20 protein-coding genes and 1 pseudogene are annotated in these 23,026 nt (G+C 64.4%); 9 read left to right on the top strand and 12 right to left on the bottom strand.

The genetic code is table 11. From position 1 onward, the window contains the following. The first annotated feature begins 2 nt into the window (after positions 1-2). The 7 genes and pseudogenes from AC56QP_RS30035 to AC56QP_RS30005 all read left to right on the top strand — a co-directional run bounded on the left by AC56QP_RS30035 (position 3) and on the right by AC56QP_RS30005 (position 6,625). A complete protein-coding gene (locus AC56QP_RS30035; RefSeq protein WP_489862191.1) occupies positions 3-797 on the top strand; it encodes an FAD binding domain-containing protein in 795 nt (264 codons plus the stop codon). Positions 798-856: 59 nt separating this feature from the next. Continuing rightward, positions 857-1,339, top strand: a complete 483-nt coding sequence (locus tag AC56QP_RS30030) for a (2Fe-2S)-binding protein (protein WP_489862192.1) — start codon at positions 857-859, stop codon at positions 1,337-1,339. 11 nt (positions 1,340-1,350) lie between these two features. Next, a pseudogene (locus tag AC56QP_RS30025) lies at positions 1,351-2,717 on the top strand (xanthine dehydrogenase family protein molybdopterin-binding subunit). A gap of 1 nt (position 2,718) precedes the next feature. After that, entirely contained in the window at positions 2,719-3,723 is a 1,005-nt protein-coding gene (locus tag AC56QP_RS30020) for a xanthine dehydrogenase family protein molybdopterin-binding subunit (RefSeq protein WP_091581178.1), read from the top strand. Between the two features lie 9 nt (positions 3,724-3,732). Continuing rightward, a complete protein-coding gene (locus AC56QP_RS30015) occupies positions 3,733-4,614 on the top strand; it encodes an AAA family ATPase (protein ID WP_489862194.1) in 882 nt (293 codons plus the stop codon). After that, a complete protein-coding gene (locus tag AC56QP_RS30010; RefSeq protein WP_489862195.1) occupies positions 4,611-5,738 on the top strand; it encodes a vWA domain-containing protein in 1,128 nt (375 codons plus the stop codon). The genes AC56QP_RS30015 and AC56QP_RS30010 overlap by 4 nt, the downstream gene beginning before the upstream one ends. Beyond that, complete coding sequence (locus AC56QP_RS30005; RefSeq protein WP_489863483.1) at positions 5,738-6,625, top strand: amidohydrolase family protein; 888 nt, start codon at positions 5,738-5,740, stop codon at positions 6,623-6,625. Before AC56QP_RS30010 ends, AC56QP_RS30005 begins: the two co-directional genes overlap by 1 nt. A gap of 10 nt (positions 6,626-6,635) precedes the next feature. On the opposite strand, the gene AC56QP_RS30000 is transcribed toward AC56QP_RS30005, so the two are convergent. The 7 genes from AC56QP_RS30000 to AC56QP_RS29970 all read right to left on the bottom strand — a co-directional run bounded on the left by AC56QP_RS30000 (position 6,636) and on the right by AC56QP_RS29970 (position 15,937). Continuing rightward, positions 6,636-7,043 (bottom strand): carboxymuconolactone decarboxylase family protein, encoded by a 408-nt coding sequence (locus tag AC56QP_RS30000; protein ID WP_489862196.1) that lies wholly within the window; start codon positions 7,041-7,043, stop codon positions 6,636-6,638. A gap of 359 nt (positions 7,044-7,402) precedes the next feature. Continuing rightward, positions 7,403-8,899 carry a sugar ABC transporter ATP-binding protein gene (locus tag AC56QP_RS29995; RefSeq protein WP_489862197.1) on the bottom strand — a complete coding sequence of 499 codons (1,497 nt, stop codon included), beginning with the start codon at positions 8,897-8,899 and terminating at the stop codon, positions 7,403-7,405. Continuing rightward, a complete protein-coding gene (locus tag AC56QP_RS29990; RefSeq protein WP_489863484.1) occupies positions 8,899-9,954 on the bottom strand; it encodes an SMP-30/gluconolactonase/LRE family protein in 1,056 nt (351 codons plus the stop codon). The genes AC56QP_RS29995 and AC56QP_RS29990 overlap by 1 nt, the downstream gene beginning before the upstream one ends. Continuing rightward, positions 9,951-12,074, bottom strand: coding sequence for an ABC transporter permease (locus AC56QP_RS29985; RefSeq protein WP_497100942.1), 2,124 nt, complete (start codon positions 12,072-12,074; stop codon positions 9,951-9,953). The genes AC56QP_RS29990 and AC56QP_RS29985 overlap by 4 nt, the downstream gene beginning before the upstream one ends. A gap of 85 nt (positions 12,075-12,159) precedes the next feature. Next, positions 12,160-13,185: a sugar ABC transporter substrate-binding protein gene (locus AC56QP_RS29980; RefSeq protein WP_489862198.1), complete on the bottom strand. Its 1,026-nt coding sequence runs from the start codon at positions 13,183-13,185 to the stop codon at positions 12,160-12,162. Positions 13,186-13,244: 59 nt separating this feature from the next. Continuing rightward, positions 13,245-14,231 (bottom strand): ABC transporter permease, encoded by a 987-nt coding sequence (locus AC56QP_RS29975; RefSeq protein ID WP_489862199.1) that lies wholly within the window; start codon positions 14,229-14,231, stop codon positions 13,245-13,247. 272 nt (positions 14,232-14,503) lie between these two features. Continuing rightward, positions 14,504-15,937 carry a DHA2 family efflux MFS transporter permease subunit gene (locus AC56QP_RS29970; protein WP_489862200.1) on the bottom strand — a complete coding sequence of 478 codons (1,434 nt, stop codon included), beginning with the start codon at positions 15,935-15,937 and terminating at the stop codon, positions 14,504-14,506. 121 nt (positions 15,938-16,058) lie between these two features. Here AC56QP_RS29970 and AC56QP_RS29965 point away from each other — a divergent pair, with 121 nt between their 5' ends. Then, positions 16,059-17,060, top strand: a complete 1,002-nt coding sequence (locus AC56QP_RS29965; RefSeq protein WP_489862201.1) for an ornithine cyclodeaminase family protein — start codon at positions 16,059-16,061, stop codon at positions 17,058-17,060. Then, complete coding sequence (locus AC56QP_RS29960; RefSeq protein ID WP_489862202.1) at positions 17,057-18,538, top strand: HAL/PAL/TAL family ammonia-lyase; 1,482 nt, start codon at positions 17,057-17,059, stop codon at positions 18,536-18,538. Before AC56QP_RS29965 ends, AC56QP_RS29960 begins: the two co-directional genes overlap by 4 nt. Positions 18,539-18,549: 11 nt before the next feature. Here the strand turns inward: AC56QP_RS29960 and purU are convergent, their stop codons facing one another. The 5 genes from purU to AC56QP_RS29935 form a co-directional block, all read right to left on the bottom strand. Further along, on the bottom strand, positions 18,550-19,431 hold the full coding sequence (gene purU, locus AC56QP_RS29955) for a formyltetrahydrofolate deformylase (protein WP_489862203.1): 882 nt from the start codon (positions 19,429-19,431) through the stop codon (positions 18,550-18,552). Beyond that, entirely contained in the window at positions 19,428-20,228 is an 801-nt protein-coding gene (locus AC56QP_RS29950; protein WP_489862204.1) for a 3-methyl-2-oxobutanoate hydroxymethyltransferase, read from the bottom strand. Before AC56QP_RS29950 ends, purU begins: the two co-directional genes overlap by 4 nt. Positions 20,229-20,274: 46 nt before the next feature. After that, positions 20,275-20,586: a MocE family 2Fe-2S type ferredoxin gene (locus AC56QP_RS29945; protein ID WP_489862205.1), complete on the bottom strand. Its 312-nt coding sequence runs from the start codon at positions 20,584-20,586 to the stop codon at positions 20,275-20,277. 39 nt (positions 20,587-20,625) lie between these two features. Further along, positions 20,626-21,720: a fatty acid desaturase family protein gene (locus AC56QP_RS29940; RefSeq protein WP_489862206.1), complete on the bottom strand. Its 1,095-nt coding sequence runs from the start codon at positions 21,718-21,720 to the stop codon at positions 20,626-20,628. 73 nt (positions 21,721-21,793) lie between these two features. After that, positions 21,794-22,975 carry an aldose 1-epimerase family protein gene (locus tag AC56QP_RS29935; protein ID WP_489862207.1) on the bottom strand — a complete coding sequence of 394 codons (1,182 nt, stop codon included), beginning with the start codon at positions 22,973-22,975 and terminating at the stop codon, positions 21,794-21,796. Positions 22,976-23,026 lie beyond the last annotated feature (51 nt).

The following is a 23,026-nucleotide window of genomic DNA, read 5'->3' as shown; positions in this document are numbered from 1 at the left end:
CCATGGCGCTAGCACTGCAGACTTTCGCAACGGTCAAGGACGCCAACGTGGCGCTGAAGGCCGCTGGCACCCGCTATCTTGGTGGGGGGACACTCGTGGTCCGCGCGGCCAATGAAGGCGATGTTTCGGTTTCCGGCCTCGTCCGCTCGACCGATCCAGCCCTGTCCGCCATCGAAATTGCGGGCGGCAAGGTCCGCATCGGCGCTTCGGTGACGATGGCGGCGATCGCCCGCCATCCGGACCTCGGCACCCTTGCCAGGGCCGCCCGCGCCGTCGGTGGCCCGGCGATCCGCAACATGGCGACCGTCGGCGGCAATTTGTTCGCACCGGCTCCCTATGGCGATTTCGCTGTCGCCCTGCTGGCGCTTGGCGCCACGGTCAGCACCGACGATGGCGAAACGCCGATCGAGACCTTTCTGGCCAATCGGGACGGCAGCCGCGCCATCGTCACCTCGGTCGGCTTCACGCTTGCGGGGGCTGACGGATTTCGCTTCCTGAAAGTGTCGCGGGTCAAGCCGAAAGGCATCTCGGTGCTCAGCATCGCCGCCATGCTCGAACAGGCTGGTGACGGCACCGTGTCGTCGGCGCGGATAGCACTTGGCTGCATGGCCGACCGGCCAATGCGCGCCAAGGTGGCGGAGAAGGCGCTGCTCGGCAGGAGGCTTGACCAGGACGGCATCGCGCCGGCGCTGGCCGCTGCCGGTGAAGGCACCTCGCCGATCACCGATCCGATCGCCAGCGCCTGGTATCGCGCGGAAGTCCTGCCGGTCCATCTGCGCCGGCTGTTGCTCAGCTAATCACCTGTCGGGGGGCGCGCGTCTGTCCGATCGTTCGGGCAGGCGCGCAAGGAGGAAACATGGCAAAGGTCCCGGTTCAATTCACGCTCAACGGTTCTGAAAAGGCCGAATTCATCGACAGCGGCACGACGCTGCTCAACGCCTTGCGCGACAAGATCGGTGACACCTCGCCGAAAGGCGGCTGCCATCAGGGCACCTGCGGCGCCTGCTCGGTCATCATCGATGGCGAGCTCAGGCTCTCCTGCCTGACGCTGGCCGAGGCCTGCAATGGCGCAGCGATCACCACGACATCGGGGCTTTCGGAAGGTGGCGTCCTGCATCCCCTGCAGCGCGCCTTCCTCGACGCCTTCGCCACGCAATGCGGTTTCTGCACGCCGGGCATGATCGTGGCCGCCAAGGTGCTGCTCGACCACACGCCCAATCCCAGCCGCGAAGAGGTGGTCGAGGCGCTGTCGGGCAACATCTGCCGCTGCACTGGCTACGAGCCGATCATCAAGGCGGTGCTGCTTGCGGCCCGCTCCAATTCGCAGAACGCGGCCTGAGGGAAGCAACCATGGAACTGCGCAAGAACTACTTCGCCGATGTGCGCAAGGACGATCTGAACGAGATCGGCCAGCCACGGCCGCGCTCGGATTCCCCGGCCACGTCACCGGCAAGACCGCCTTTTTCGCCGACCGCAATTTCCCCGGCATGCTGCACCTGAAGATGGTGCGCAGCCCGCACCACCATGCCCGCATCCGCTCGATCGACACGTCGGAGGCCGAGAAACACCCGGGCGTCGTCAAGGTACTGACCGCCAGGGATGTGCCGCACAATGTCTACACCATCCTGATCCTGATCCAGATCGGGCCGGAGGACGAGACGGTGCTGGCCGACGGCAAGGTGCGCTGGAAGGGCGAGGCCGTGGTGGCGGTGCTGGCCGAGACCGAGCGCGCGGCGCAGGAGGCGGCGGCCAAGGTCAAGGTCGACTATGAGGTGCTGCCGGCCGTCTTCGACATGGAGGAAGCGCTGAAGCCCGGCGCGCCATTGGTCAACGAGTACCACGGCCAGAACTACTACCTCTATGACAGCGGCGAGTGCCGCAAGGTGCGCTTCGGCGATGTCGAGGCGGGCTTTGCCGGCGCCGATCATGTGCTGGAGCAGACTTACCAGTCCTCGCCGATCGAGCATGCACCGACCGAGACCACCGGCTGCGTGGTCGCGCCCGAGGGCAATGACCGCTTCACCTGCTACACCAATACGCAAGCGATGTTCTTCACCCTCGACAATGCCTCGATCATCCTGCAGATGCCCGGCAACAAACTGCATTTCGTCGGCGGCACCGTCGGCGGCGGCTTTGGCGGCAAGGTCGACGTCATCGTCGAGCCGATCGCCATTCTCGGCGCCAAGCTGACTGGTCGGCCGGTCTCCTTCATCTACAGCCGCGAGGAGGAGATGCAGATATCGTCACCCCGCGCGGCCGAAAAGGTCGTCATCAAGGACGGCGTCATGAAGGACGGCCGCATCGTCGCCCGCAAAGTCACCGGCTATACTGATGCCGGCGCCTATTCGCGCCACTCGCCCTATGGCGCCCAGAAAGGCGCCGGGCATTATCCCGGCCCCTACACGATCCCCAATGTCTGGATCGACACCTATTGCGTCTACACCAACCGTACGCCCTCCTCCGCCATGCGCGGCTTCGGCGTCACCATCGGCGACTTCGCGCTGGAAGTGCAGATGGACAAGCTGGCGCGGCTGATCGGCATGGATCCGCTCGAATTCCGCTTCATCAACGCCTATCGCGACGGTGACATGAAGGCGCATCGCCAGCCGACGGAGGGGGCGGCGCTAATCGAGTGCATGCAGGAAGCCTCCCGCGCCGCCAACTGGCCGGTGGCGGAGAAGTATATGGCGATGTCCTCCTACGCGAAGGGAGCTTGAGATGGCGATCAGACGCGGACGCGGCGTCGCCGCGATCAACTATCCGACCGGCATGAACCTTGGCGGCGATCCGACCCAGGCGCTGGTCCACTCGACACCGACCGGCAATTTCATGGTGACGCTGTCATCGGTCGATCTCGGCCAGGGCATGAAGCAGATCATGGCTCAGATCTGCGCCGAGACGATCGGCGTGCCGACCGACCGCGTCGTCGTCGACACCGCCGACACCGACACCGGCCCGCACTGCATGGGCACGTTTGCCTCGCGCGGCACCCACCGCGCCGGCAACGCCGTCATCCAGGCCGCCAGGGAAGCGCGCCAGGTGATGCTGGAAGTGGCGGCCGAGGAACTGGAAGTCAACGCCTCCGACCTCGAGACCGACGGCCAGGGCAACATCCTGGTCAAGGGCGCCCCGCAGAAATCGATCTCGATCTTCGATGTCGCGCTGTCGGCGCATTTCAAGCGCGGCCGCTCGATCTCCGGCCGCGGCATGTTCCTGATCCCGCGTTCCTATCCGGAGAAGGAGACCGGCGCGATGAAGCCGTCGACCTGCTACGCGCATGCCTGCACGGTGGCCGAGGTCGAGGTCGATGACGAGACCGGCGAAGTCACCGTGCTGACGGTCAAGAACATTTTCGAGATCGGCCGCGCGCTGAATCCGAAAATGGTCGAGCAGCAGCTCGTCGGCGGCTCGTGGATGGGCATCAGCCACGCGCTCTACGAGACGACCGAGCCTTACTACCCCAACCGCGACCATGGCGGCACCGACTTCAACCAGTATTTGATGCCGGGTCCCGGCGATCTTGCCGAAACCGAGATCATCGTGCTGGAACGGCCTTCCGCCGACGGACCTTACGGTGCCAAGGGACCGGGCGAAATGTGCGCCAACCCGCAGATTCCAGCGGTCGCCAATGCCGTCTTCGACGCTGTCGGCGTGCGCATCGACACGCTGCCGATCACACCGGAACGCATCCTGCGCGCGCTCAAGGCGCAAGCACCGAATTGAGTGCTGACAATGCTCGAGGTGAACGCCGAGACTGTCGCGACCTCGCCGGAGGCGGTGGCGCAGCACCTCGCCGCCTCGCGCTATCTGGCCGATGAGAGCCTGGCCACCGCCATCTTCCTGGCCATCCGGCTGGGCAAGCCGCTGCTGCTCGAAGGCGCGCCTGGCGTCGGCAAGACGGAAGCGGCCAAGGCGATCGCCAGCCTGCTCGGCCGCGACCTGGTGCGGCTGCAATGCTACGAAGGCATCGACGCCGCGCACGCGCTCTACGAATGGAACTACCAGCGCCAGTTGCTCGCCATCCGCCATGCCGGCGACAAGGAAATCGACATCTATGACGACCGTTTCTTGATCGCCCGGCCGCTGCTGCAGGTGTTGAGGGCGCCGGAGCAGCGCGTGCTGCTGGTCGACGAGATTGATCGTTCCGACCATGAATTCGAGGCGCTTCTGCTCGAATTCCTCTCCGATTTCCAGATCAGCATTCCCGAGCGCGGCACCATCCGCGCTGCCGCGCAGCCGATCGTCATCCTGACCTCGAACCGCACCCGGGAGTTGGCCGAGGCGCTGCGCCGCCGCTGCGTCTATCATTGGATCGGCTATCCCGACGCCGAGCGCGAAGCCGCCATCATCATGCTGCGCGCCGGCGATGTCGCACAAGCCACCGCACGCGCGGTGGCGGCAGCCGTGCGGACCATCCGCGCACGCCCGCTCGCCAAGCCGCCCGGCATCGCCGAGGCAGTCGAATGGGCGAATGCCGCCACCATTCTGGAAAAGGGCGGCAGCCCTTGGCCGGAAGCGTTTCGCCGCGCCATCGGCGTGCTGATCAAGGATGAGGAAGACCTCTCCTACATCGCGCCGGAGCTTGGCCGGATCGTCGAGGAGGCACTGGCGTGAGCGCCCTACCTCGCGCCGCAGCACCCCTCCTAGGCTTCGGTCGCCTTCTGCGCCGCTACGGCTTTGCCATCGCGCCGGAGCAGGTGTCAGGCTTCATGCAGGCGGTGACATTGCTCGGACCACGCTCCATGGCCGATATCCGCGAGGCTGCCCTTGCCACACTGGCACCGCCGCCGGACCGCCGCGACGAATTCGAAGCGCATTTCCAAAGCCATTTCTACGGCAACACATCCGCCGTGGTCGAAGGCGACACCGACGAGGAAACCCGCATCAAGGATGATGGCGGCTCGGATCAGCAAGAGATCGAGGTGGTCAGCCCGCAGGAAGGCGGCGAACTGTCCTCCGGCGCCGAACAGCTGAGCACGCGCGACTTCCAGCGCGACGACGACAGGCTGACCGGTTTTCGACGCAAGCTCGCCTCTGCCCTACCCGCCCGCCGCTCCTTCCGCACCGTGCGCACCCACGCGCGCGGCAAGCTCGACCTGCGCCGGTCGCTCAGGGAAATCATCAGCGCCGATGGCGACGTCCCCTCGCCGCTGCTGCGCCGCCGTCAGACCGTGCCGCGCAAGCTGCTAATGCTCATCGACGTCTCTGGATCGATGAAACTGCACACCGCGGACTATCTCAAGCTCGCCCATGCCGCCGTGCAAGGTGGAGATCGCGTCGAGATCTTCACCTTCGGCACACGGCTGACCCGCATCACCTCAGCGCTGCGTATTCGCGACCGCGACCAGGCGCTGGCGCGTGCGACGGCCTTGGTCGACGATTGGGACGGCGGCACCCGAATGGGGCCAACCCTGCTGGCCTTCCTCTCGGTGCCGCGCTTCTCGGCCTTCGCGCGCGGTGCCGCCGTCGTCATCCTTTCCGACGCACTGGAGCGCGGCGACCACGCCGAGCTGGAGACGGCGATGCGCCGGCTGAGCGCCCGTGCCTTCCGGCTCTCGTTGGCGACACCGTTGGCTGGCGACCCACGCTTCCAGCCGGCAACGGCGGCACTTCGCGCCATCCTGCCAGTGCTCGACGATCTCGTCGACGGTTCGTCGCTCGCCGGTCTCACCGATTTCATCCTGTCGCTTGCCCGCCCGGCTCCAGCGGCGGCGGCAATCTGGAAGAGGGTTTCATGATGCAGAAAGCCATCGACGCGCATTTCCACATCTGGCGCCAGCAGGACCAGCCCTGGCTGGTCGGACCGATGGTGCCGCGCATCTTCGGCCCTTACGAGCCGATCCGTCGCGACTACCCGATCGAGGAGTTTCTGGCCGACCAGCGGGGCGCCGGCGTCGAGAAGGCCGTCTATGTCCAGACCAACTGGGCCAAGGAGGATTTCGAGAAGGAGGTCGCCTTCCTGCAGAAAACCGCCGACGAGACTGGCTGGCCGCATGCCATTGTCGGCTATACCGACATGACCGTCGACGATGTCAGGCCGCAGATCGACCGGCTGAAAAAATATCCGCTGCTGCGTGGTGTGCGCATGCAACTGCACTGGCACGAGACGCCGGCCTTCCGCTTCGCCGCTTCGGCCGACCAAGTCATCGACCCGAAGGTACGCGCCAATATAGCGCGCCTGAAGGACTACGACCTGTCCTTCGACCTGCAACTTTTCCCAGCGCAGATGAAGGACGGGCTGACGCTGGTCGGCGAGAACCCCGAAACCAACTTCATCCTCACCCATGCGGGCATGCTGACCGGCATGGAGTCGGAAACCACCGAAGCCTGGAAGGCCGGCCTGCGCACCCTTTCAGCCGCGCCCAATTTCTACGCCAAGCTGTCCGGCCTCGGCACCTTCGTCCACCGCAACGACCCGGCGCTGATTGCCTACATCGTCGACCATGCGATCGACATCCTTGGCAGCGACCACCTGATGTTCGGCTCGAACTTCCCGATCGAGAAATTGTGGACCAGCCACGCCGAGCTGATCAAGGCGCACCGGGATGCGGTGGCCAGGCATGGCGCGGCGGCGGAGGCGGATATTTTCTGGAACACGGCGGAGAAGGTTTATCGGCCGGTGTAGCGCCTCCGCCTCACTTCACCTCGAACTGCGGATCGACCGGGATCTGCATTGCCGTGACCAGATGATTGGTCTGCCCCGCAAGGCCGATGATCGACACCAGCTCGCCATGCTGCGCGTCGGTCATGCCCTTGGCGCGGGCCGCCGCCGTGTGCGAGTGGACGCAGTAGGAACAACCATTGGCGGTCGACACCGCGATGTAGATCATCTCCTTGGTGAGTGGGTCGATGGCGCTGTCGGCCACCATCACCACCTTCAGCTGTTCCCAGATCCGCTTCAGCGCTGGGGGATCATTGGCCAGCCCGCGCCAGAAATTGTTGACGAAATCGGATTTGCGCGTCGCGCGGATGTCTTCGAACACGGCCTTCACGGCCGGGATTTTCTCCACCTCGGCATCGCTGAGAAGTCTTGTGGTGGCCATGATTGGGTCCTTTCATATGAATTGAATCAGGTCTTGAGCAATTGCAGGCAATCGACTTGGATGATTCAGTTTTTGCTGAGCGCAACACAGTGGAAATCTGGCGAACCCTCACTTTCGTCATCCTAGGGCGAAGCAGGAGCGAAGCTCCGTCGCGGAGACCCTAGGATCCATTCCGTGACGTCTCTCGAAGTGTGCAGCGGAGCAGAATCCTGCACCGTGGTGGCACTTCCGAGTCCCGGCATGGATCCTGGGGTCTGCGCCGCGTCGCTTCGCTCCTTGCTACGCCCCAGGATGACGAAGGGACAGGCGTTTTCGCCAATTGCCAACGTATACGCACCCACCAGGCACCAGCCAGAAACCTAATGCACCGCCGCGTACATGATCTTCTCTTCCGTCGCCTCCGCCGGCGAAAACTCCTCGACGATGCGGCCCTGGCGGCAGACCAGGATGCGGTCGGACAGGTTCATGATCTCCGGCAGGTAGGATGAGATGACGACGACGGCGAGGCCCTCGTCGGCCAGCCGGTTGATGATCTGGTGGATCTCGGCGATGGCGCCGACATCGACGCCGCGCGTCGGCTCGTCGAAGATGACGATGCGCGGCTGCTGCACCAGTCCCTTGCCGATCACCACCTTCTGCTGGTTGCCGCCGGACAGCTCGACGACGCGCGCATTGTCGTTGATCGCCTTGATGTTCAGCGTCTTCGTCCATTCGGCCGAAAGGGTGCGCATCTCCTGCTGGTTGATCACCCAGGCCTTTTCGCGGCCCGCCGCCAGCAGCCCGCCGAACAGGTTCTCTGCAATGCCCATCGTCTCGAAGATGCCTTCGCTCTTTCGGTCCTCGGTGACGTAGACGATGCCGTCGGCCACCGCCTCGCTCGGCACGAGATAGCGCACCGGCCTGTCGTCCAGCTCGATGGCGCCACCACGCAGAAAATCGCGCTTGTAGATGCCGGAGACGATCTTGAACGTCTCGGTGCGGCCCGAGCCGATCAGCCCGAACACGCCGGTGATCTGGCCCTCGAAGATCGAGAAGGAGTTGTTGCGCACGACATTGCTCATCGAGATGTCCTGCACCGACAGCACCTTCTTGCCGGCCTTGCGCAGCTTCGCCTCATCGCGCTGCCGGTAGATCTGCCCCGACAAGGTGCGCCCGACCATGGCGGCGACAATCCGGTCGCGGTCGAAGGCCGATGTGTCGTCGGTGATCACAAGCTCGCCGTCACGCAGGATGGTGATGCGGTCGGCGATCATCAGCGCTTCTTCCAGAGCGTGGCTGATGAAGACGATGGAAACGCCGCTCGCCTTCAGCCGGCGGATCAACGCGAAGAAGTGGCGCTTTTCTTCCGGCGTCAGTGTCGCGGTCGGCTCGTCGAAGATGATGATCTCGGCATTGTGGTGCACGGCGCGCGCGATCTCGACCATCTGCCGCTTGGCCGCTCCCAGCGTCGCCACCATGGCGTTCGGATCGACCGCAAAATTCAGCGACTGCAGGAACTGCTGTGCTGAAATATACGTGCCGCGCAGTCGGTTGAGGAATTTTTCAGTACCGAGATACAGGTTCTGTGCCACGGTCATCGACGGCACAAGGCTGGTTTCCTGGAACACCATGGCAATGCCTGCCTCGAGGGCGGCATGCGGCGAGGCGTAAGCGATCTCGGCGCCTTTGTGGAACATCTTGCCGGAGGTGGCATCGACCACGCCGGCGATGATCTTGGTCAGCGTCGATTTGCCGGCGCCGTTCTCGCCGAGCAGTGCGTGGATCTCGCCCTTGCGCAATTCGAAGCTGACATTCTTCACCGCGGGCACGCCGCGATAATTCTTGGTGACATTCTCCAGGCGGACGATCGGTTCCATCAAAAACCTCCCGACGCGAGGTCGATCGCCAGCACGCAATCGCCGCCCCTAGAGGCGATGAACAGCCGGCCGTCTTTCTCGGCGGCGCTGCAGATGCCGTGGCGCGTGCCGTTGGCGCGGCTGTGCAGGCTGAACTGCGGCTGCATCTCCCGGTCGAGCCTGACCACCAGCCCGTAGGAGCGGCTCGGCGACCACGGCTTGTGAATGCCCATGATGCGGATGCCGCCGCATTGCAGCGGTTCGAGGAAGCTGCGGCTGGAAGCCAGCGCCGGCGCGATCCAGTAGGCCGGCGGCACCTGTGCCAGCATGTCCTGCCGGTAGTGCGTCTCCTGCAGCACGAATTCGATCAGCCGGTTGCGTGGCGCGAACAAGGTCAGCCAAGCCCCGCCATCGGGGGATGGGGAAAGGCGCGCGGGATAGCCGGGCAGATGCGTCAAAACGGTCGAACGGTTGCCTGTCGCGCCGTCGAAACGCACCAGTTGATGGCGCCAGCTTTCACTGACCAGCACATCCTTGCCGATCGGATGAAGACCGTATGGGAACGCGATGTTGCCGACGACTTTCTGGAAGCCGATCGCTCCCGGCCCGCATCGCCACAGCGAACCGGAGGCGCCCTTCTTCATCAAGTCGGCGGCCCATTGCGACGGCGCGTGCTCGGCCGAACCGTTGGCCAGCCAAAGTGTGCCATCGTCTGCATAGGCAAGTGCCGTGATGCAGCGCACATCAGCCGGGAGCAAGACTTCCTTGCCGGCAATCACCAACTTGCCGCTTTCCAGCCCGACCGTCAGTTCGCCCGATGGTGAAAGCGCCAGCGCCGTGACGGGAGATGGAAAGGTCTCGGCCACGACGGGCGCGGCGCCGACAGCAATCGAATAGATGGCGTTGCCGCTGGAGGCGAGCAGCCTGTCGCCGGAGACCAGCAGATTGTCCGGCTCGGACAGTTCGGCGAAAGCCGGCGCATCATCGAGCCGCGTGTTGGGCCGAAAGGCGCCGTCGAGCGGCGGGATGGTGACGGCCTTGCCGCGAAAGATATCCAGGATCGGATCGAGGATCATGGTTTTGCCCCCCAATAGGAAGCCGGGCTGGTCCAGTTCGGGTCGGCGCCCGAAATCCTGTAGCGGCCGATGCGGTTGTTGAGGATGCCGCCGACGAACAGAAAACCCTTGTGCTCGCGCATCGAGGTGACCATCGGGTGCGCACCGCCTGAGAGGTCGCCCATCGCCTCGACGATGCCGCCCTTCTCGTTGAATTTGACCACGCCGCCGGTGTTGATGTTGGGGAACAGCCATTCGTCCTGCGGCAGCCGGCGCGTCATGCGCTTGCGCATGTCGGGGTGGCGCAGCGACAGGTCGAAGCTCGGCGTGCGCATGCCGAGCCAGGCCATCCAGTAATTGCCGTCGGACGCGCGGTTGATGTTGTCGGGGTAGCCCGGCATGTCGCGGATGACGCATTCGGCGGTGCCGGCTTTCGGCCCTTCCAACCAGTAGCGATGCACCCGGCAGGCCCAGCTTTCGGCGAAGAACAGCGACTTGCCGTCATGCGCTATGCAGACACCATTGGTGTAGCGATAGCCATCGAGCAGCGTCTTCGTCGAACCGTCCTTCGGGTCATAGACCAGCAGGCGGCCGGTGGCGCGGTTCTCGATCGAGTCCAGCGCCCAATCATGCGCATCGTAGCGCTTCGTGGAGTCCGTAAAATAGATGCGGCCATCGGGAGCGATGTCGCAATCATTGGGGTCTCGCAGCCGCGCATCGTCAATGATCGAAGTCCAGGAGCGCGACGTCTCGGCCGACAGCCGTTTCACCTCGCGATCCGGGGATACGGAATAGAGTCCCATGGCGCCGACGCAGCTGATCAGATTGCCTGATCTGTCGAAGGCGAGCCCCAGCGGAAAGCCGCCAATATGGGCAAACACTTCCGCCTTGACGTAGTCCGGCGCGAAGAAACGAACGATCTCGCCATGCCGCGTGCCGCAATAGAGGTGGTCGTCGCGGTCGAGGATGACGTCCTCCGGTCCCTCCAGTTCACCAAGCCCGATATGGTCGGCTGCCGACAACCTGTTGTCGAGTTCGTAGGGCGTGCCGGAGCCGGGTGCGGCCGACTGTGTCGCGCCCATCTTGAGATAGACCGGTGCGACATAGACCTCGTTCAGCACCTTGTGGCGGTTCTTCAGCCAGCGGATGTCGATGGTCACCGCCACGGCCAGCATGATGCCGAGGACCATTTGGTTGGTGCCGGTGCCGTAGCCAAGCCGGATCAGCCCGTTGGTCATGGTCAGCACGATGATGGCACCCATCAGGCCCTTGATCACCGAACCGCGCCCGCCGCCAAGGCTGACGCCGCCGACCACCGCCGCCGTCAGCGCCATGATCTCGAGGTTTAGGCCGGTTCCGGGCCCCGCCCCGCTCAAGCGGCAGGCGATGAGAAAGCCGCCGATCGAGGCGCAGAAGCCGGAGAAGACATAGGTCATGAACACGGTGCGCCGCACGCGAATGCCGGCATTGTGGGCCGAGCGCCTGGAGCCGCCGACCGCCACCACATGCCAGCCGGGCCGCGAGCGCGTCAGCGCGATGTGGGTGACGATGGCCAGGATTATGGCCAGCCACACCGAGACGGAGAGCCCCCAGAAGGTGCTGTCGCCGATGAAATCGAGCACATCCGATGTGGCGGTCGAAAGCTGCACGTCGGCGGCGTAGGTGGTGACGAGGATGTCGAACAGCGCCCGCCCGAAGATGAAGGTGACCAGCGTGGTGAGGAAGGCGCGCAGCCGCAGATACCCGACTAGATAGCCGTTGATGGCGCCGAACACGAGGCCGGTGGCGATCGACGCGGCCAGCGCCAGCCAGATCGACTGTTCGAGGATGAAGAAGACATAGACGGCGGAAAAGCAGGACAGCGCGAAGATCGAACCGACCGACAGGTCGATGCCGCCGCCCAGCATCACCACCGTCATGCCGGTGACGACCATCGAGAACTCGCCGAGCTGGCGGGTCGATTCCTGCAGCGAGGTCAGCTTGAAGAAGCCTGGAATGACCGAGCCGAAGGTCGCCAATGTCACCACCAGCGCCAGGAACGGAATGGCGTTATCGGTCCAGCGTTTGGTCAGGATCTCACCGACGAGATGGTCGGGCACGAGATTGTAGCGCCAGGACTGGAGGCGTTCGCGAAAGGACATCAGGTCACTGCTGCCGCGAGAGAAAAGGAAAAAGAGGTGGCCGGCAGTCCGGCCACCTCGTTGATATCGATTGGCGAGGATCGGCTTACTTCGCCGCTGCTTCTGCCTGCAGCGCCTTCAGGTCCCAGCAGCTGTCTGGCTTGAGGTCCGCCTTGGTCGTCGCCTTCTCCAGCGTATAGATGTAGGTGTGCGAGGTGCCGGCCGGCTGGCCGCTCTGCAGCAGGAACTTGATGATCGCATTCATGTCGCCCGACTGGCGAGCCAGCTCGGTCATCACCACCGCGCCATAGGTGCCGTCCTGCAGCTTGTCGCAGTCAGCCGCCTTCTCGCCGCCGCCGGTGGTGACCAAAAACACCTTGCCGTCGAGCTTGGCGTCGCGGATCGCGGCGGACGCGCCGGTGGCGTCACCATCCCAGAAATCGATGATCGAGCAGATGTCCGGGTTCTGCTGCAGCATCGTCGTCGTCACGTTGCGCGAGGTCGTCGCGTCCCAGTTGGAATCGGGCTTGGCCACCACCTTGAAGTCGGGATGCTTGTCCAGCACCTTCATGATGCCGGCATACTGGTAGAGGCTCGACGAGTTCGCCTGGTCGCCCTGCACCAGTCCGATCTTCTTCGACGAGTTCTCGCCGCAGCCCTTGATCGCCGCTTCAGCCTCAAGCTGGCCAAGCCGGTCCCAGTCGCTGCCGACAAAGGCATCGGCCGGGAAGTTGGCGGGATTGTCGACCAAGAGCACATAGGTGCCGGCGGCCTGCGCCTTCTTCATCAGCTTGGAATAGGAGTTGAGATCCGGCGCATGGATGATCAGCACATCAGGCCTTGTGTCCGAGGAGATGGCGTCGGTGATCGCCTGCGCGCCGGCATCGACGACCCAGTTCGGATCGCGCGTTTCGAAAGTGCCGCCCCACGCCTCGACTTCCTTCTTCAGGTAATGGGCCCAGCCCTGCGCCAGGTCGAAGCCCATCGCCAGCGGCACCAGCATCACGCGCTTGCCCTTGAGCGCCTGCGCGTAGGCGGCCGGGCCCGGATCGTCGGCGGCGAAGGTTGGCGCCACGAAGGCGGTAACGGCAAGCGCCGTGGCGGCGGCCATGAGTGTTCTGATCAGTTTCATGTCACATCCTCTGTTTTGCTGTTGTTGTTCACGGCCGGCCCCTACCGTCCGCGTCTGGTCTAGATATCGCCCTGCTGGGCGGTCTGCTCGTCACGTGGATTGATGATGCCGTCGACGATGATCGCCCCCAGCAGGATCGCCGCCTTGATCAGGTTCTGGTAGAGCAACGGAATGTCGATGATGGTCATGGCGTTGAGCAGGATGCCGATCAGCGCCGCCCCCACCAGCACGTTGCGCACCCCGCCGCGCCCGCCGGACAGGCCGATGCCGCCGATCACCGCCACCAGCACGATGTCGTAGAGCAGCGTCGAATTGACGACACGGGTGTTGATCGAATGCAGGCTGGCCGCCGTTAGCAGGCCGGCGATCAGAGCGACGGAGGCGGAGAGCACATAGCGCAGCACCAGCATCGGCCGCACCGGGATGCCGATGTTGCGCGCAGCGGTCGGATTGTCACCGGCGAAATAGATGTAGCGGCCCCATTTGGTGTAGCGCAGGAACAGGAAGAACAGGAAGGCCAGGCCGGCGAAGACGAAGACCTCGATGGGAATGTCGAGGAAGCGCAGGCCGCCGAGCAACTCGACCCAATGCCCCTGCGGCACCGGCACTGCATCCTGGGTGATCAGTTGCGAGCGCACATAGCCGAAGACGAAGGAGCCGGTCGCCAGCGTCACGAAGATCGCCGGCACGTCGGCATAGGCGACGAGAAAGCCGTTGAGCAGGCCGATGGCCAATACGCCGGCCAGCACATAGGCAAAGGCCAGCCCATCCGAGGTCCCGGTGTTGAGCAACTGCAGGTACCAGGCGACCGACATCGCCATGATCGCAACGGCGGAAAGGTCGATGCCGCGGCCGATGATGACGACGGCCATGCCAAGCGCCAGAATGCCCAGCACCGACACCGAACGTACGATGGCGACGAGATTGTTGGGATCGATGAAGCCCGGCAGGCCTATTGCCGCGGCAACGAACAGCGCCACCGCGATGGCAAAGACAATGCCTTCCTGATTCAGGCTCCTCAAATTCGGCCAGCCTATCGAGTTCATGTCTGCTTTCGCCCCGATGGCAGCGCTGCCATCCCCGAAGAACAAAAGCTAATCGGCTCAGCGCCGGTTCGTCAAATGAATCCGCGCTCGCAAGCCTCGTCCACGGCGATATTCATCGAGTGGACGCATCGATTGCCAAAACTGGCGCAATGCCCGGAAACTCCTGCATTTTTGACAATTGATTGCGCCGTTGCGGCGGCTCGCGAAAGCTCCGCCTCAAGGCGAAGGGACAAGGCGGAATTTATCTCCGCATCAGGCGGAAAAATTCGATTTCAATTCCCCGGCGCGTGGCCGGAAACCTCGGCGCCCGCACCCGGCGGCAGCGCGAGGAAACGGAATGACGTCACCAGCCCGACGGCGCCGATCACCAGGAACGCGATTCGAAAATCGACGAGGTCGAGCGCCGTCCGGCCCCTGGCGATCTGCGACAGGTTGAGGATCGCCGCCGCCACCGCGACGCCGAACAGCATCGCCACCTGCTGCAGCATGCTGGACAAGGTCGCCGCAGAACTGCGCTGGGATGCCGCGACATCGGCGAAGGCCAGCGTGTTGAGCGCGGTGAACTGCATCGAGCGCGACAGGCCGGCGAGCAGCATCAACACGATCACCAGCGCTTGCGGCGTCTGCGGCGAGATCGCCGCGCAGGCCATGATCGATGCGGAGGCGATCAGTCCGTTGATGACCAGAACCCGGCGAAAGCCGAAGCGCCGCAACGTCGGCGTCGTCACCGTTTTCATGCCGAGATTACCAAGGAAATAGGCAAGGATCATCATGCCGGCGTCGATCGGGCTGAGACCGAAGCCGACCTGGAACAGCAACGGCAACAGGAACGGCGTGGCGTTGATCGCCACCCGGAAGTTGGTGCCAGCCGACAGCGTCGAGATGGCGAAGGTCAGCACCTTGAACGACGAGAGGTCGAGCAGTGGATGCCGGGCGCGCAAGAGGTGGCGTACCGCCAGCCAGCCGATGACGATACCGGCGGCGATCAGCAGCACCGTCGGCAGGACGCCATCCTCAGGATGCGCAATGCGTTCGAGACCGTAGAGCATCGAGGCGAGCCCCGCCGACGTCAACACGAAGCCGGGCCAGTCGAGAGGTTTGGGATCGGCTTCGCGGTCACCCGGAATGAAGCGGGCGACCAGCGCCAGCCCAACCGCCCCGAGCGGGATGTTGATGAAGAAATTCCAGTGCCAGGACAGCGCGGTGGTGATGAAGCCGCCAAGCACCGGTCCGACCACGGGCGCAAACAACGCCGGCCATGTGATCAGCGCCGTGGCGTTGAGCAGTTCCGACTTCGAGGCGTTGCGCAGCACCAGGATACGGCCGACCGGCGTCATCAGTGCGCTGCCCAGGCCCTGCACGGCGCGGGCAGCGACGAACTCGGTCAGGTTCTGCGAGAAGCCGCAGGCGAGCGAGGCCAGCGTGAACAGCGCGATCGCCACGAGGAAGATGTTGCGCGCGCCGAAACGGTCGGCGAGCCAGCCCGACAGCGGCACGAACACCGCCATGGTCAGCATGTAGACGGTGATGCCGATGCTCATCGCCACCGCCGGCACGCCGAACGAGGCGCCCATCTGCGGCAACGAGGTCGAGATGATCGTCGAATCCAGCAGCTGCATGAAGAAGGCGATGGCGACGATCAGCGCCACGCGCCGCGCATTCGTGGCCGTTTCGGGTAAGGTTTCGGTCTCGGGAATGGCAGTCATGACGGAACCGGTTTGAACAGCATTTGGCCGGCTGCGTCCAGAGATGGCGCAACAAACTTTCGTGTCGCGCCGCGGGCTGCTATGGGATGAGCGGGGCGACCGAGGAAAGTGTGCGCGCAAAATGAAGCCCATCTATATCGACTACCTCAATGCCCTCGACATCGATGCGCTTGCCATGACCGATGGTGAAATCATTGCCGCCGTCGAGGCCGGCCTGGTCGCGCAAGGCAAGGGCCAGACGGTGATCGAGCCACGCGTCCATCTCGAGCCCGACCCGTCCTTCCACGGTCATTTCAATGTCTTGCGCGGCTACGTCGCCCCGCTCGACACCGCCGGCGTCAAGATCGTCGGCGACTATGTCGACAACTACCTGCATGGACTGCCCTCGGAATTCGGCATCCTCAATCTGTTCGACCCGCGCACCGGCACGCCGCGCGCCATCCTCGACGCCACCGTCATCACCGACATGCGCACCGGCGCCGTCACCGCCATCGGCGCCAAACATCTGGCGCGCAAGAATTCGAAGGTGCTGGCCCATATCGGCGCGCGCGGCACCGCCTACTGGAACGTCCGTCTGCTCGACCATCTCTTTGACTTCGACGAAATCCGCGTCCATTCGCGCCGCCCGGAAAGCCGCGACGATTTCGCCGCCAAGCTCTCCGCCGACCTCGGCAAGACGGTGACCGCGGTAGCCGACTGGAAGAGCTGCATCGAGGGCGCCGACATCGTTGTCGAGGCTTCGCGGCTGCTGGAGCCGCAACCCTTGTTGAAGACCGAATGGATCAAGCCCGGCGCGCTGGTCGTGCCCTATGGCACGATGAGCGCGGTGGAACTGTCGCTGACCGACATCATGCAGAAGATGGTCGTCGACGACTGGGGCCAGTGCAAGGCCGGCAAGTTCGGTTCACTGCGTGCCCATGTCGAGACCGGACGGCTGAGCGAGAAGACGCTGCATGCCGAGCTTGGCCAGATCGCCGCCGGGCTCAAGGTCGGGCGAGAGAATGACGGCGAGACGATCCTGTTCTGGCATCGCGGCCTGTCGCTGTCCGACATCGCGCTCGGCAAGGCGATGTTGGCGAAGGCGCAGGCGCAAGGCATCGGCCAGAGGCTGCGCTTCGCATGAGCGCGCTCGTCCTGACCGGAGCCAGGGTCGGTGTTGGCGATGTCGCCGCCGTCGCGCGCGCGGCACGCAAGGTGGAGATCGCGCCCGAAATCATCGGCGGATTGGCGAAGGCGCGAAAAGTGCTCGACCAGGCTGCCGCGTCCGGCCAGCAGATCTATGGCCTGAACACCGGGCTTGGCGCCAATCTCGGCACTGCGGTGGAGGGCGATGCCAGCGCCTTCCAGCGCCAGTTGCTGGAGGGACGCAGCGGCGCCGTCGGCGAAGCGCTGCCGGTCGAGGCCGTGCGGGCAACCATGTTTGCCCGGGTAGCGATGCTCTCCGTCGGCGGCTCCGGCCTTTCTCCTGCCGTGTTTGTCGCCCTGGTCGACGCGCTCAATGCCGGCGTTCATCCGGTGATGCCGTCGCTTGGCTCGGTCGGCGCCGGCGACCTGGTGCTGATGACGTCCCTTGCGCGCCTGCTGATCGGCGAAGGCGAAGCCGAATATCAGGGCCGGCGCATGCCGGCCGCCAAGGCGCTGATGATGGCCCGCCTCGCCCCGGTCACCCTCGCACCCAAGGACGGGCTGTCACTGATCAATGCTTCCTCGGTGTCCGCCGGCAGCGGCGCACTGGCGGTGACGGATGCGCTGTCCGCCCTTGCCCAGCAGCAGCAGGCCGCCGCGCTGACCATGGAAGGCATCGGCGCCAACCGCACCATCCTCGATCCGCGGCTGCATATGGCGCGTCCGGCGGCCGGCCAGCAGGAGGCCGCCAAGGTCCTTCACGATCTGCTCGCCCGCGACGAGGCGCCGGCGCCGACCACCTTGCAGGACCCGCTGTCGATCCGCTGCATGCCGTCGATCCATGGCGCGTTGATCGAGGCGATCGGTCAGGCGAGACAAGCCGTCGAGATCGAGCTCAATGCCGCCGCCGACAACCCATTGGTGCTAAGCGACGACGAGCTGGTGCTGTCGACCGGCAATTTCCACACCGCCGCGCTGTCGCTCGCCTTCGAGACGCTCGGCCTGGCGATCGCTCAATGCGCCGCCGCAAGTGCCGCCCGCTTCATCCAGCTCACCGGGTCGGGCCGCAACGGCCTGCCGAAATATCTGTCGCCGGTCGGCGGCGCCTCGGCCGGCTTCGTGCCGTTGCAGAAGACGGTGACATCGGTGCTCGCCGCCATCCGCCACAAGGCCAATCCGATGATGCTCGATTTCTTGGCCGTATCGGAAGGCGTCGAGGACCATGCCGCGCAGACGCCGCTGGCGGTTGCCAAATGTGCTGTGATGATCGCGCTGTGGCGGCGGCTGATCGCCTTCGAGCTGATGGCGGCCGCGCAGGCAGTCGACCTGCGCGACGGGTTCACGTTAGCGCCCCGCACCACCACGGTCCACACGGCAACACGCGCGCTCGTCCCTGCCCTGAAAGAGGATCGGCCGCTCGGCATCGACGCCGAGGCGCTCTACGCAGCGCTGGCCGGCGGAAGTTGGCCGGTCTAACGCGGCTTCGCTCAGAAGACGATGGTCTTGTGGCCGTTGAGCATGACGCGTGCCTCGAGATGCAGCTTGACGGCGCGCGCCAGCACACGGCTCTCGATGTCGCGCCCGACCGCGACGAAATCCTCGGCGCTCATCGCATGGGTGACGCGTTCGGTCTCCTGCTCGATGATCGGGCCCTCGTCGAGGTCGGAGGTGACATAATGCGCTGTCGCGCCGATCAGCTTGACGCCGCGGTCGAAGGCCTGGTGGTACGGCTTGGCGCCCTTGAAGCTCGGCAGGAAGGAATGGTGGATGTTGATCGCCCGTCCGAACAGCCGGTCCGACAGGCCTTTTGAAAACACCTGCATGTAGCGCGCCAGGATCACCAGCTCGGCTCCCGTCCGTTGCACCAGGTCCAGCAGCTTCTGTTCCTGTTCGGCCTTGTTTTCCTTCGTGGTCGGCCAATGGTGGTAGGTGATGCCCTCCAGCTCGGCGAAGCGGCGGGCATCCTCGTGGTTGGAGACGACGGCGGCAACCTCCGCGTTCAGCCAGCCGACCCTGATCTGGTACAGCAGATGGAGAAGCGCGTGGTCGAATTTCGAGACCATGACGACGATCTTCGGGCGGCGCGCCTGGTCGACCAGCACGGTCTTCATGCCGAAGCGGTCAACGCTTGATTTCAGGGCCCGCTCCAGACTGTCCTTGCTCGAGCCCGGCGGGCTGGTGAAGGCGATCCGCATGAAAAAGCGGTTCGTCTGCCGGTCCCAGAACTGGCTGCTTTCGGCGATGTTGGCGCCGTTCGCGGCAAGCTCCGCCGTGACCGCGGCGACGATCCCCGGCCGGTCCTCGCAGGACAGGGTCAGAGTATATACCGGCGCTGCCTCGGCCGTCGCATCATTGCCTTGAGATTTCACGCCCCGTCGACCCTCTTCATGAACAGGCTGAGCTCAGCCGGATCCATATGCACCACATGCTTGTCCTCGGGATAGGCCAGACTGTTGACGTCGGCGACATATTCGGAAAAAGCGGCGATCCGTTCCGCTTGCAGGCGGTCGTATTCGGTCGCGAAATTGCGGTAGACCTTGGAATGGCGTGGCATGTGGCCGCGATTCTGGCCGAGGATATCGTCGGCGAACAGATATTGCGCGTCGCAGCCGGTGCCCGCCCCCATCGACAGCATGATCAGCGAGGTGCGCTCCGAGATCGCTTTCGCCACCTCCACCGGCACCACTTCGATCTCGGCGCCGATGGCGCCGGCGGCCTCCAGTTGCTTGACCGCCTCGAAGACCTGCATCGCGGTGTCGGCGGTCTTGCCGACCGCCTTGAAGCCACCGGTCCATGTGGCGCGCGACGGGATCAGCCCGACATGGCCGATGACCGGGATGGCGTCGTCCGCCATCCGCTTGATGGTGGCATAGCCGGCGCTGCAATAGACCGCGTCGGCGCTCGCCTTGTAGAGCCGAAAGGCCCAGCGCACGAAATCGTCTGATGTGCCGATCTCGAAAAAGTTCTCGCCCGGCATGGTGAACAGGCTGGGCGCCGCATCGCGATATTGCGGATTGAGCACCAGTTCGGGCGGCACAGAGACGATGTCGACCCCGGCCCGCTCGGCGGCCTCGGCCTCATCCATCGTCAGCACGCGCAGCATGGTGAGCTGGCGTTTGCCCTTCATGGCGCGCAGGTCCGCCACCGTCGGTCTCTTTCGGCTCATCGGCATGGTTCCTCTTGTTGCTTGGGGTACGGCCGCAGGTGTTGCTCTAGATCTCGACCATGACCTTGCCAGCTTCGATCTTCACTGGATAGGTTTTGAGGTTGACGCAGACCGGCGCGCCCTTGGCGGCACCCGTCTTGTAGTTGAAGCGGCCATTGTGCTTGGGGCATTCGATGATGTCGTCCATCACCAGGCCGTCGGCCAGATGCGCCTTCTCATGCGTGCAATACCCGTCGGTGGCGAAGAACTCATCATCCGGGCTGCGATAAATGGCGAAGGTTCGTCCGCCATGGTCGAAGCGGATGACGTCTTCTTCGTCGACGTCGCTCACGGCGCACGCCTCTACCCAGTCGGCCATTTGCGTCTCCTCGTGGTCCAGCCTCTGCGGCCCCTCAAACTATTCGGCGGCCGCCGACATATCGACCTTGTGGAATTCGCCACGATAGGGCCTGGCCGTCGGCGGCAATTCGCGCTTGAGGTAATAGTCCTCGTATTTCAGCTGCCTGAGCAGGACCGGCCAGACCTCTCGATAGGCATGCCACATCGACGGGTTGGGCTGCGGCAGATCGTGCTTGATCAGTTCGTGCAACCTGGGCAGTGCGTGATACGGCACCATCGGAAACATGTGGTGCTCCACATGATAGTTCATGTTCCAATAGATGAACCGGCTGATCGGGTTCATGTAGACGGTGCGCGTGTTGAGCCGGTGATCGACGACATTGTCGGCGAGCCCGATATGCTGCAGCAGGCCGGTGGTCACCATGTGCCAGGTACCGTAAAGGCGTGGCAGGCCAATCAGCACCAGCGGCAGCCACGAGCGTGTGTAGAGCGCAAGCGCAAGCGTCGCGATGTAGATGGCGATGTGCCAACGGGCCGCGACAACCGCCTTGCCTTGCTCCATCTCCGGAATATAGCTCTTCTCGTCGTCCGACAGTCTGCCGAACGCCTGGCGCACCAAAATCGGCAATGAATAGCGGAAATCGAGGATGCCGGTGAAGGCCAGTGCCGCCTTCAGGAGGTCTGGCGGCCGCATGACGGCGATCTCGGCGTCGCGGCCGACGATGATCGTATCGGTGTGGTGGCGGGCATGGCTCCAGCGCCATTGCACGGGATTGCGCATCAGCATGAAGCTGGCGATCTGGTAGACCACGTCGTTCATCCAGCGTGTGCGGAAAGCGGTGCCATGGCTGCATTCGTGCCAGCGCGAGTCGCTCGAGGAACCGTAGAGCACGCCGTAGACGAACAGGAACGGCACAACCCACCACGTGCCCCAGAACCAGATGATTCCAGCGGCGGAAGCCAATATGGCGACGATCCAGATCAGCGTGTCGCGGATCGCCGGGCCGTCGGAACGCTGCATCAGCTCCTTCATCGCTTTGCGCGGGACATCGGTGTGATACCATTCCGCCGAGGCCAGCCCGGTTTCGATCGCGATCCGCGTGCTTTCACCGACCAGGCTGTAGTCGCGCTTCGTCTTGCCAGCCGTCATCATGGCCTCCGGATGGTAAATCGGGCAGGCTGATCCACAACCTGCCATTTGCCGCGGCATGGGCTCGTCATCGACATCACGGCCTGCCCCTCAAGGTCGGAAAATTGCCCGACGGCGCCGGGTAATCCTCTTGCGGCTGCATCGCGATCGCCGCGATCCGCCGCTCGCAGGCGGCGATTTCGCTCGCGCCGTCGAGAACGCGGAACACCGCATCATAGGAGCGGCCTTCGCCATGCTCCAGCCAGATCATCTCGTCGCGTTCGCGCGCGGCGAGATTGCCCAGCACATGATGCGTCGAAGGTTCGATGCCCAACGCATACTGCCCCGCCTGGAAATTCTGCCATTGATAGGCGCAAGGCAGCTGGTCCTTGCGCGTCACCACTTCGAAGCCAAGGCCGATGCGATCGTTGACCAGCGCGACCGGCACCTCGCCATTGGCATCGGCCGTCATCTCATGCTGCCAGACCTGTTCGCTGAAACCCAGCTGCGGCGCCGGCACGGTGCGGTAGCCGACCGTTTGTGCCCGATAACACTCGCCATCATGGCCGGCCCAGACAACGTCCCGGATCGGCGCCAGATAGCGCGAACCCTCGTCGAGCAGGGGATGGCTGACATTGACATGGTAGAAATACATATGCGGCGTGCGGCTGAAGCCGTGATTGACGACACGGTCGAAGAGCCGGATCTCGTTGCCGCCGACATCGGCCTCGATACGGCGGATGAGATGCAGGTCTTCGCCGAACACGGCCGACTGCTGAACGATGCCTTCGGCCCACAGCACGCAGCGGTCGCCGTCCCAGCTCTCGCCATAGCCCGTCAGCCGTGCGGGAATGGTGCCGGCGCGGCCATGCAGCGAATGAACCACGGTCTTCCTGCCCGGGTAGTTGTAGCTGTCGGCCGGCACTTCTTCCCGGCCCAGTATGTGGTCGAGGCCGCAGGTGACAAGCAGGCCGGAAAAGGAGCGCGCCCAGGCCAGCCCCCCTTCCCCTTCGTAGTCGTGCAGGCCCGGATGGCGAAAGCCGCTCGGCGAATGCCAGCCGATCGCCTGGCCCTTGAATTCGCAATCGGCGATGTCGAGCGCACGGTCGGCCAGCGCGGTGAAGCGCAGGCCCGAACCGGTGCGGAACTCCAGCATGCGGATGCCGCGCTCCACCCCGTCGCCGAGTGTCATCAGCCGCACGCCGGCGAATTGCGACAGCATGCCGGAGCGTTCCCGGACCTGCCTGCGCGAAAGCGTCTTGCCGTAGAGCTCTACCATGTGACGGCCGCTTCATTCACTGCACTGTCGTCCCCTCAGCCGGCGCCGCAA

The sequence above is a fragment of the Mesorhizobium sp. RCAM 05104 genome, from assembly GCF_059683645.1.
This window is presented reverse-complemented; position numbering and strand designations above follow the sequence as displayed.

Excerpts from the sequence above, each read along its gene's own strand:
- AC56QP_RS29970 (WP_489862200.1), bottom strand. The coding sequence starts at position 15,937 with ATGACTGCCATTCCCGAGACCGAAACCTTACCCGAAACGGCCACGAAT.
- AC56QP_RS29995 (WP_489862197.1), bottom strand. The coding sequence starts at position 8,899 with ATGGAACCGATCGTCCGCCTGGAGAATGTCACCAAGAATTATCGCGGC.
- AC56QP_RS29985 (WP_497100942.1), bottom strand. The coding sequence starts at position 12,074 with ATGTCCTTTCGCGAACGCCTCCAGTCCTGGCGCTACAATCTCGTGCCC.
- AC56QP_RS29940 (WP_489862206.1), bottom strand. The coding sequence starts at position 21,720 with ATGATGACGGCTGGCAAGACGAAGCGCGACTACAGCCTGGTCGGTGAA.
- AC56QP_RS29960 (WP_489862202.1), top strand. The coding sequence starts at position 17,057 with ATGAGCGCGCTCGTCCTGACCGGAGCCAGGGTCGGTGTTGGCGATGTC.
- AC56QP_RS30005 (WP_489863483.1), top strand. The coding sequence starts at position 5,738 with ATGCAGAAAGCCATCGACGCGCATTTCCACATCTGGCGCCAGCAGGAC.
- AC56QP_RS30035 (WP_489862191.1), top strand. The coding sequence starts at position 3 with ATGGCGCTAGCACTGCAGACTTTCGCAACGGTCAAGGACGCCAACGTG.
- AC56QP_RS30030 (WP_489862192.1), top strand. The coding sequence starts at position 857 with ATGGCAAAGGTCCCGGTTCAATTCACGCTCAACGGTTCTGAAAAGGCC.
- AC56QP_RS29935 (WP_489862207.1), bottom strand. The coding sequence starts at position 22,975 with ATGGTAGAGCTCTACGGCAAGACGCTTTCGCGCAGGCAGGTCCGGGAA.
- AC56QP_RS30000 (WP_489862196.1), bottom strand. The coding sequence starts at position 7,043 with ATGGCCACCACAAGACTTCTCAGCGATGCCGAGGTGGAGAAAATCCCG.
- AC56QP_RS29965 (WP_489862201.1), top strand. The coding sequence starts at position 16,059 with ATGAAGCCCATCTATATCGACTACCTCAATGCCCTCGACATCGATGCG.
- AC56QP_RS29950 (WP_489862204.1), bottom strand. The coding sequence starts at position 20,228 with ATGAGCCGAAAGAGACCGACGGTGGCGGACCTGCGCGCCATGAAGGGC.
- AC56QP_RS30015 (WP_489862194.1), top strand. The coding sequence starts at position 3,733 with ATGCTCGAGGTGAACGCCGAGACTGTCGCGACCTCGCCGGAGGCGGTG.
- AC56QP_RS29980 (WP_489862198.1), bottom strand. The coding sequence starts at position 13,185 with ATGAAACTGATCAGAACACTCATGGCCGCCGCCACGGCGCTTGCCGTT.
- AC56QP_RS29975 (WP_489862199.1), bottom strand. The coding sequence starts at position 14,231 with ATGAACTCGATAGGCTGGCCGAATTTGAGGAGCCTGAATCAGGAAGGC.
- AC56QP_RS30020 (WP_091581178.1), top strand. The coding sequence starts at position 2,719 with ATGGCGATCAGACGCGGACGCGGCGTCGCCGCGATCAACTATCCGACC.
- AC56QP_RS29945 (WP_489862205.1), bottom strand. The coding sequence starts at position 20,586 with ATGGCCGACTGGGTAGAGGCGTGCGCCGTGAGCGACGTCGACGAAGAA.
- AC56QP_RS29990 (WP_489863484.1), bottom strand. The coding sequence starts at position 9,954 with ATGATCCTCGATCCGATCCTGGATATCTTTCGCGGCAAGGCCGTCACC.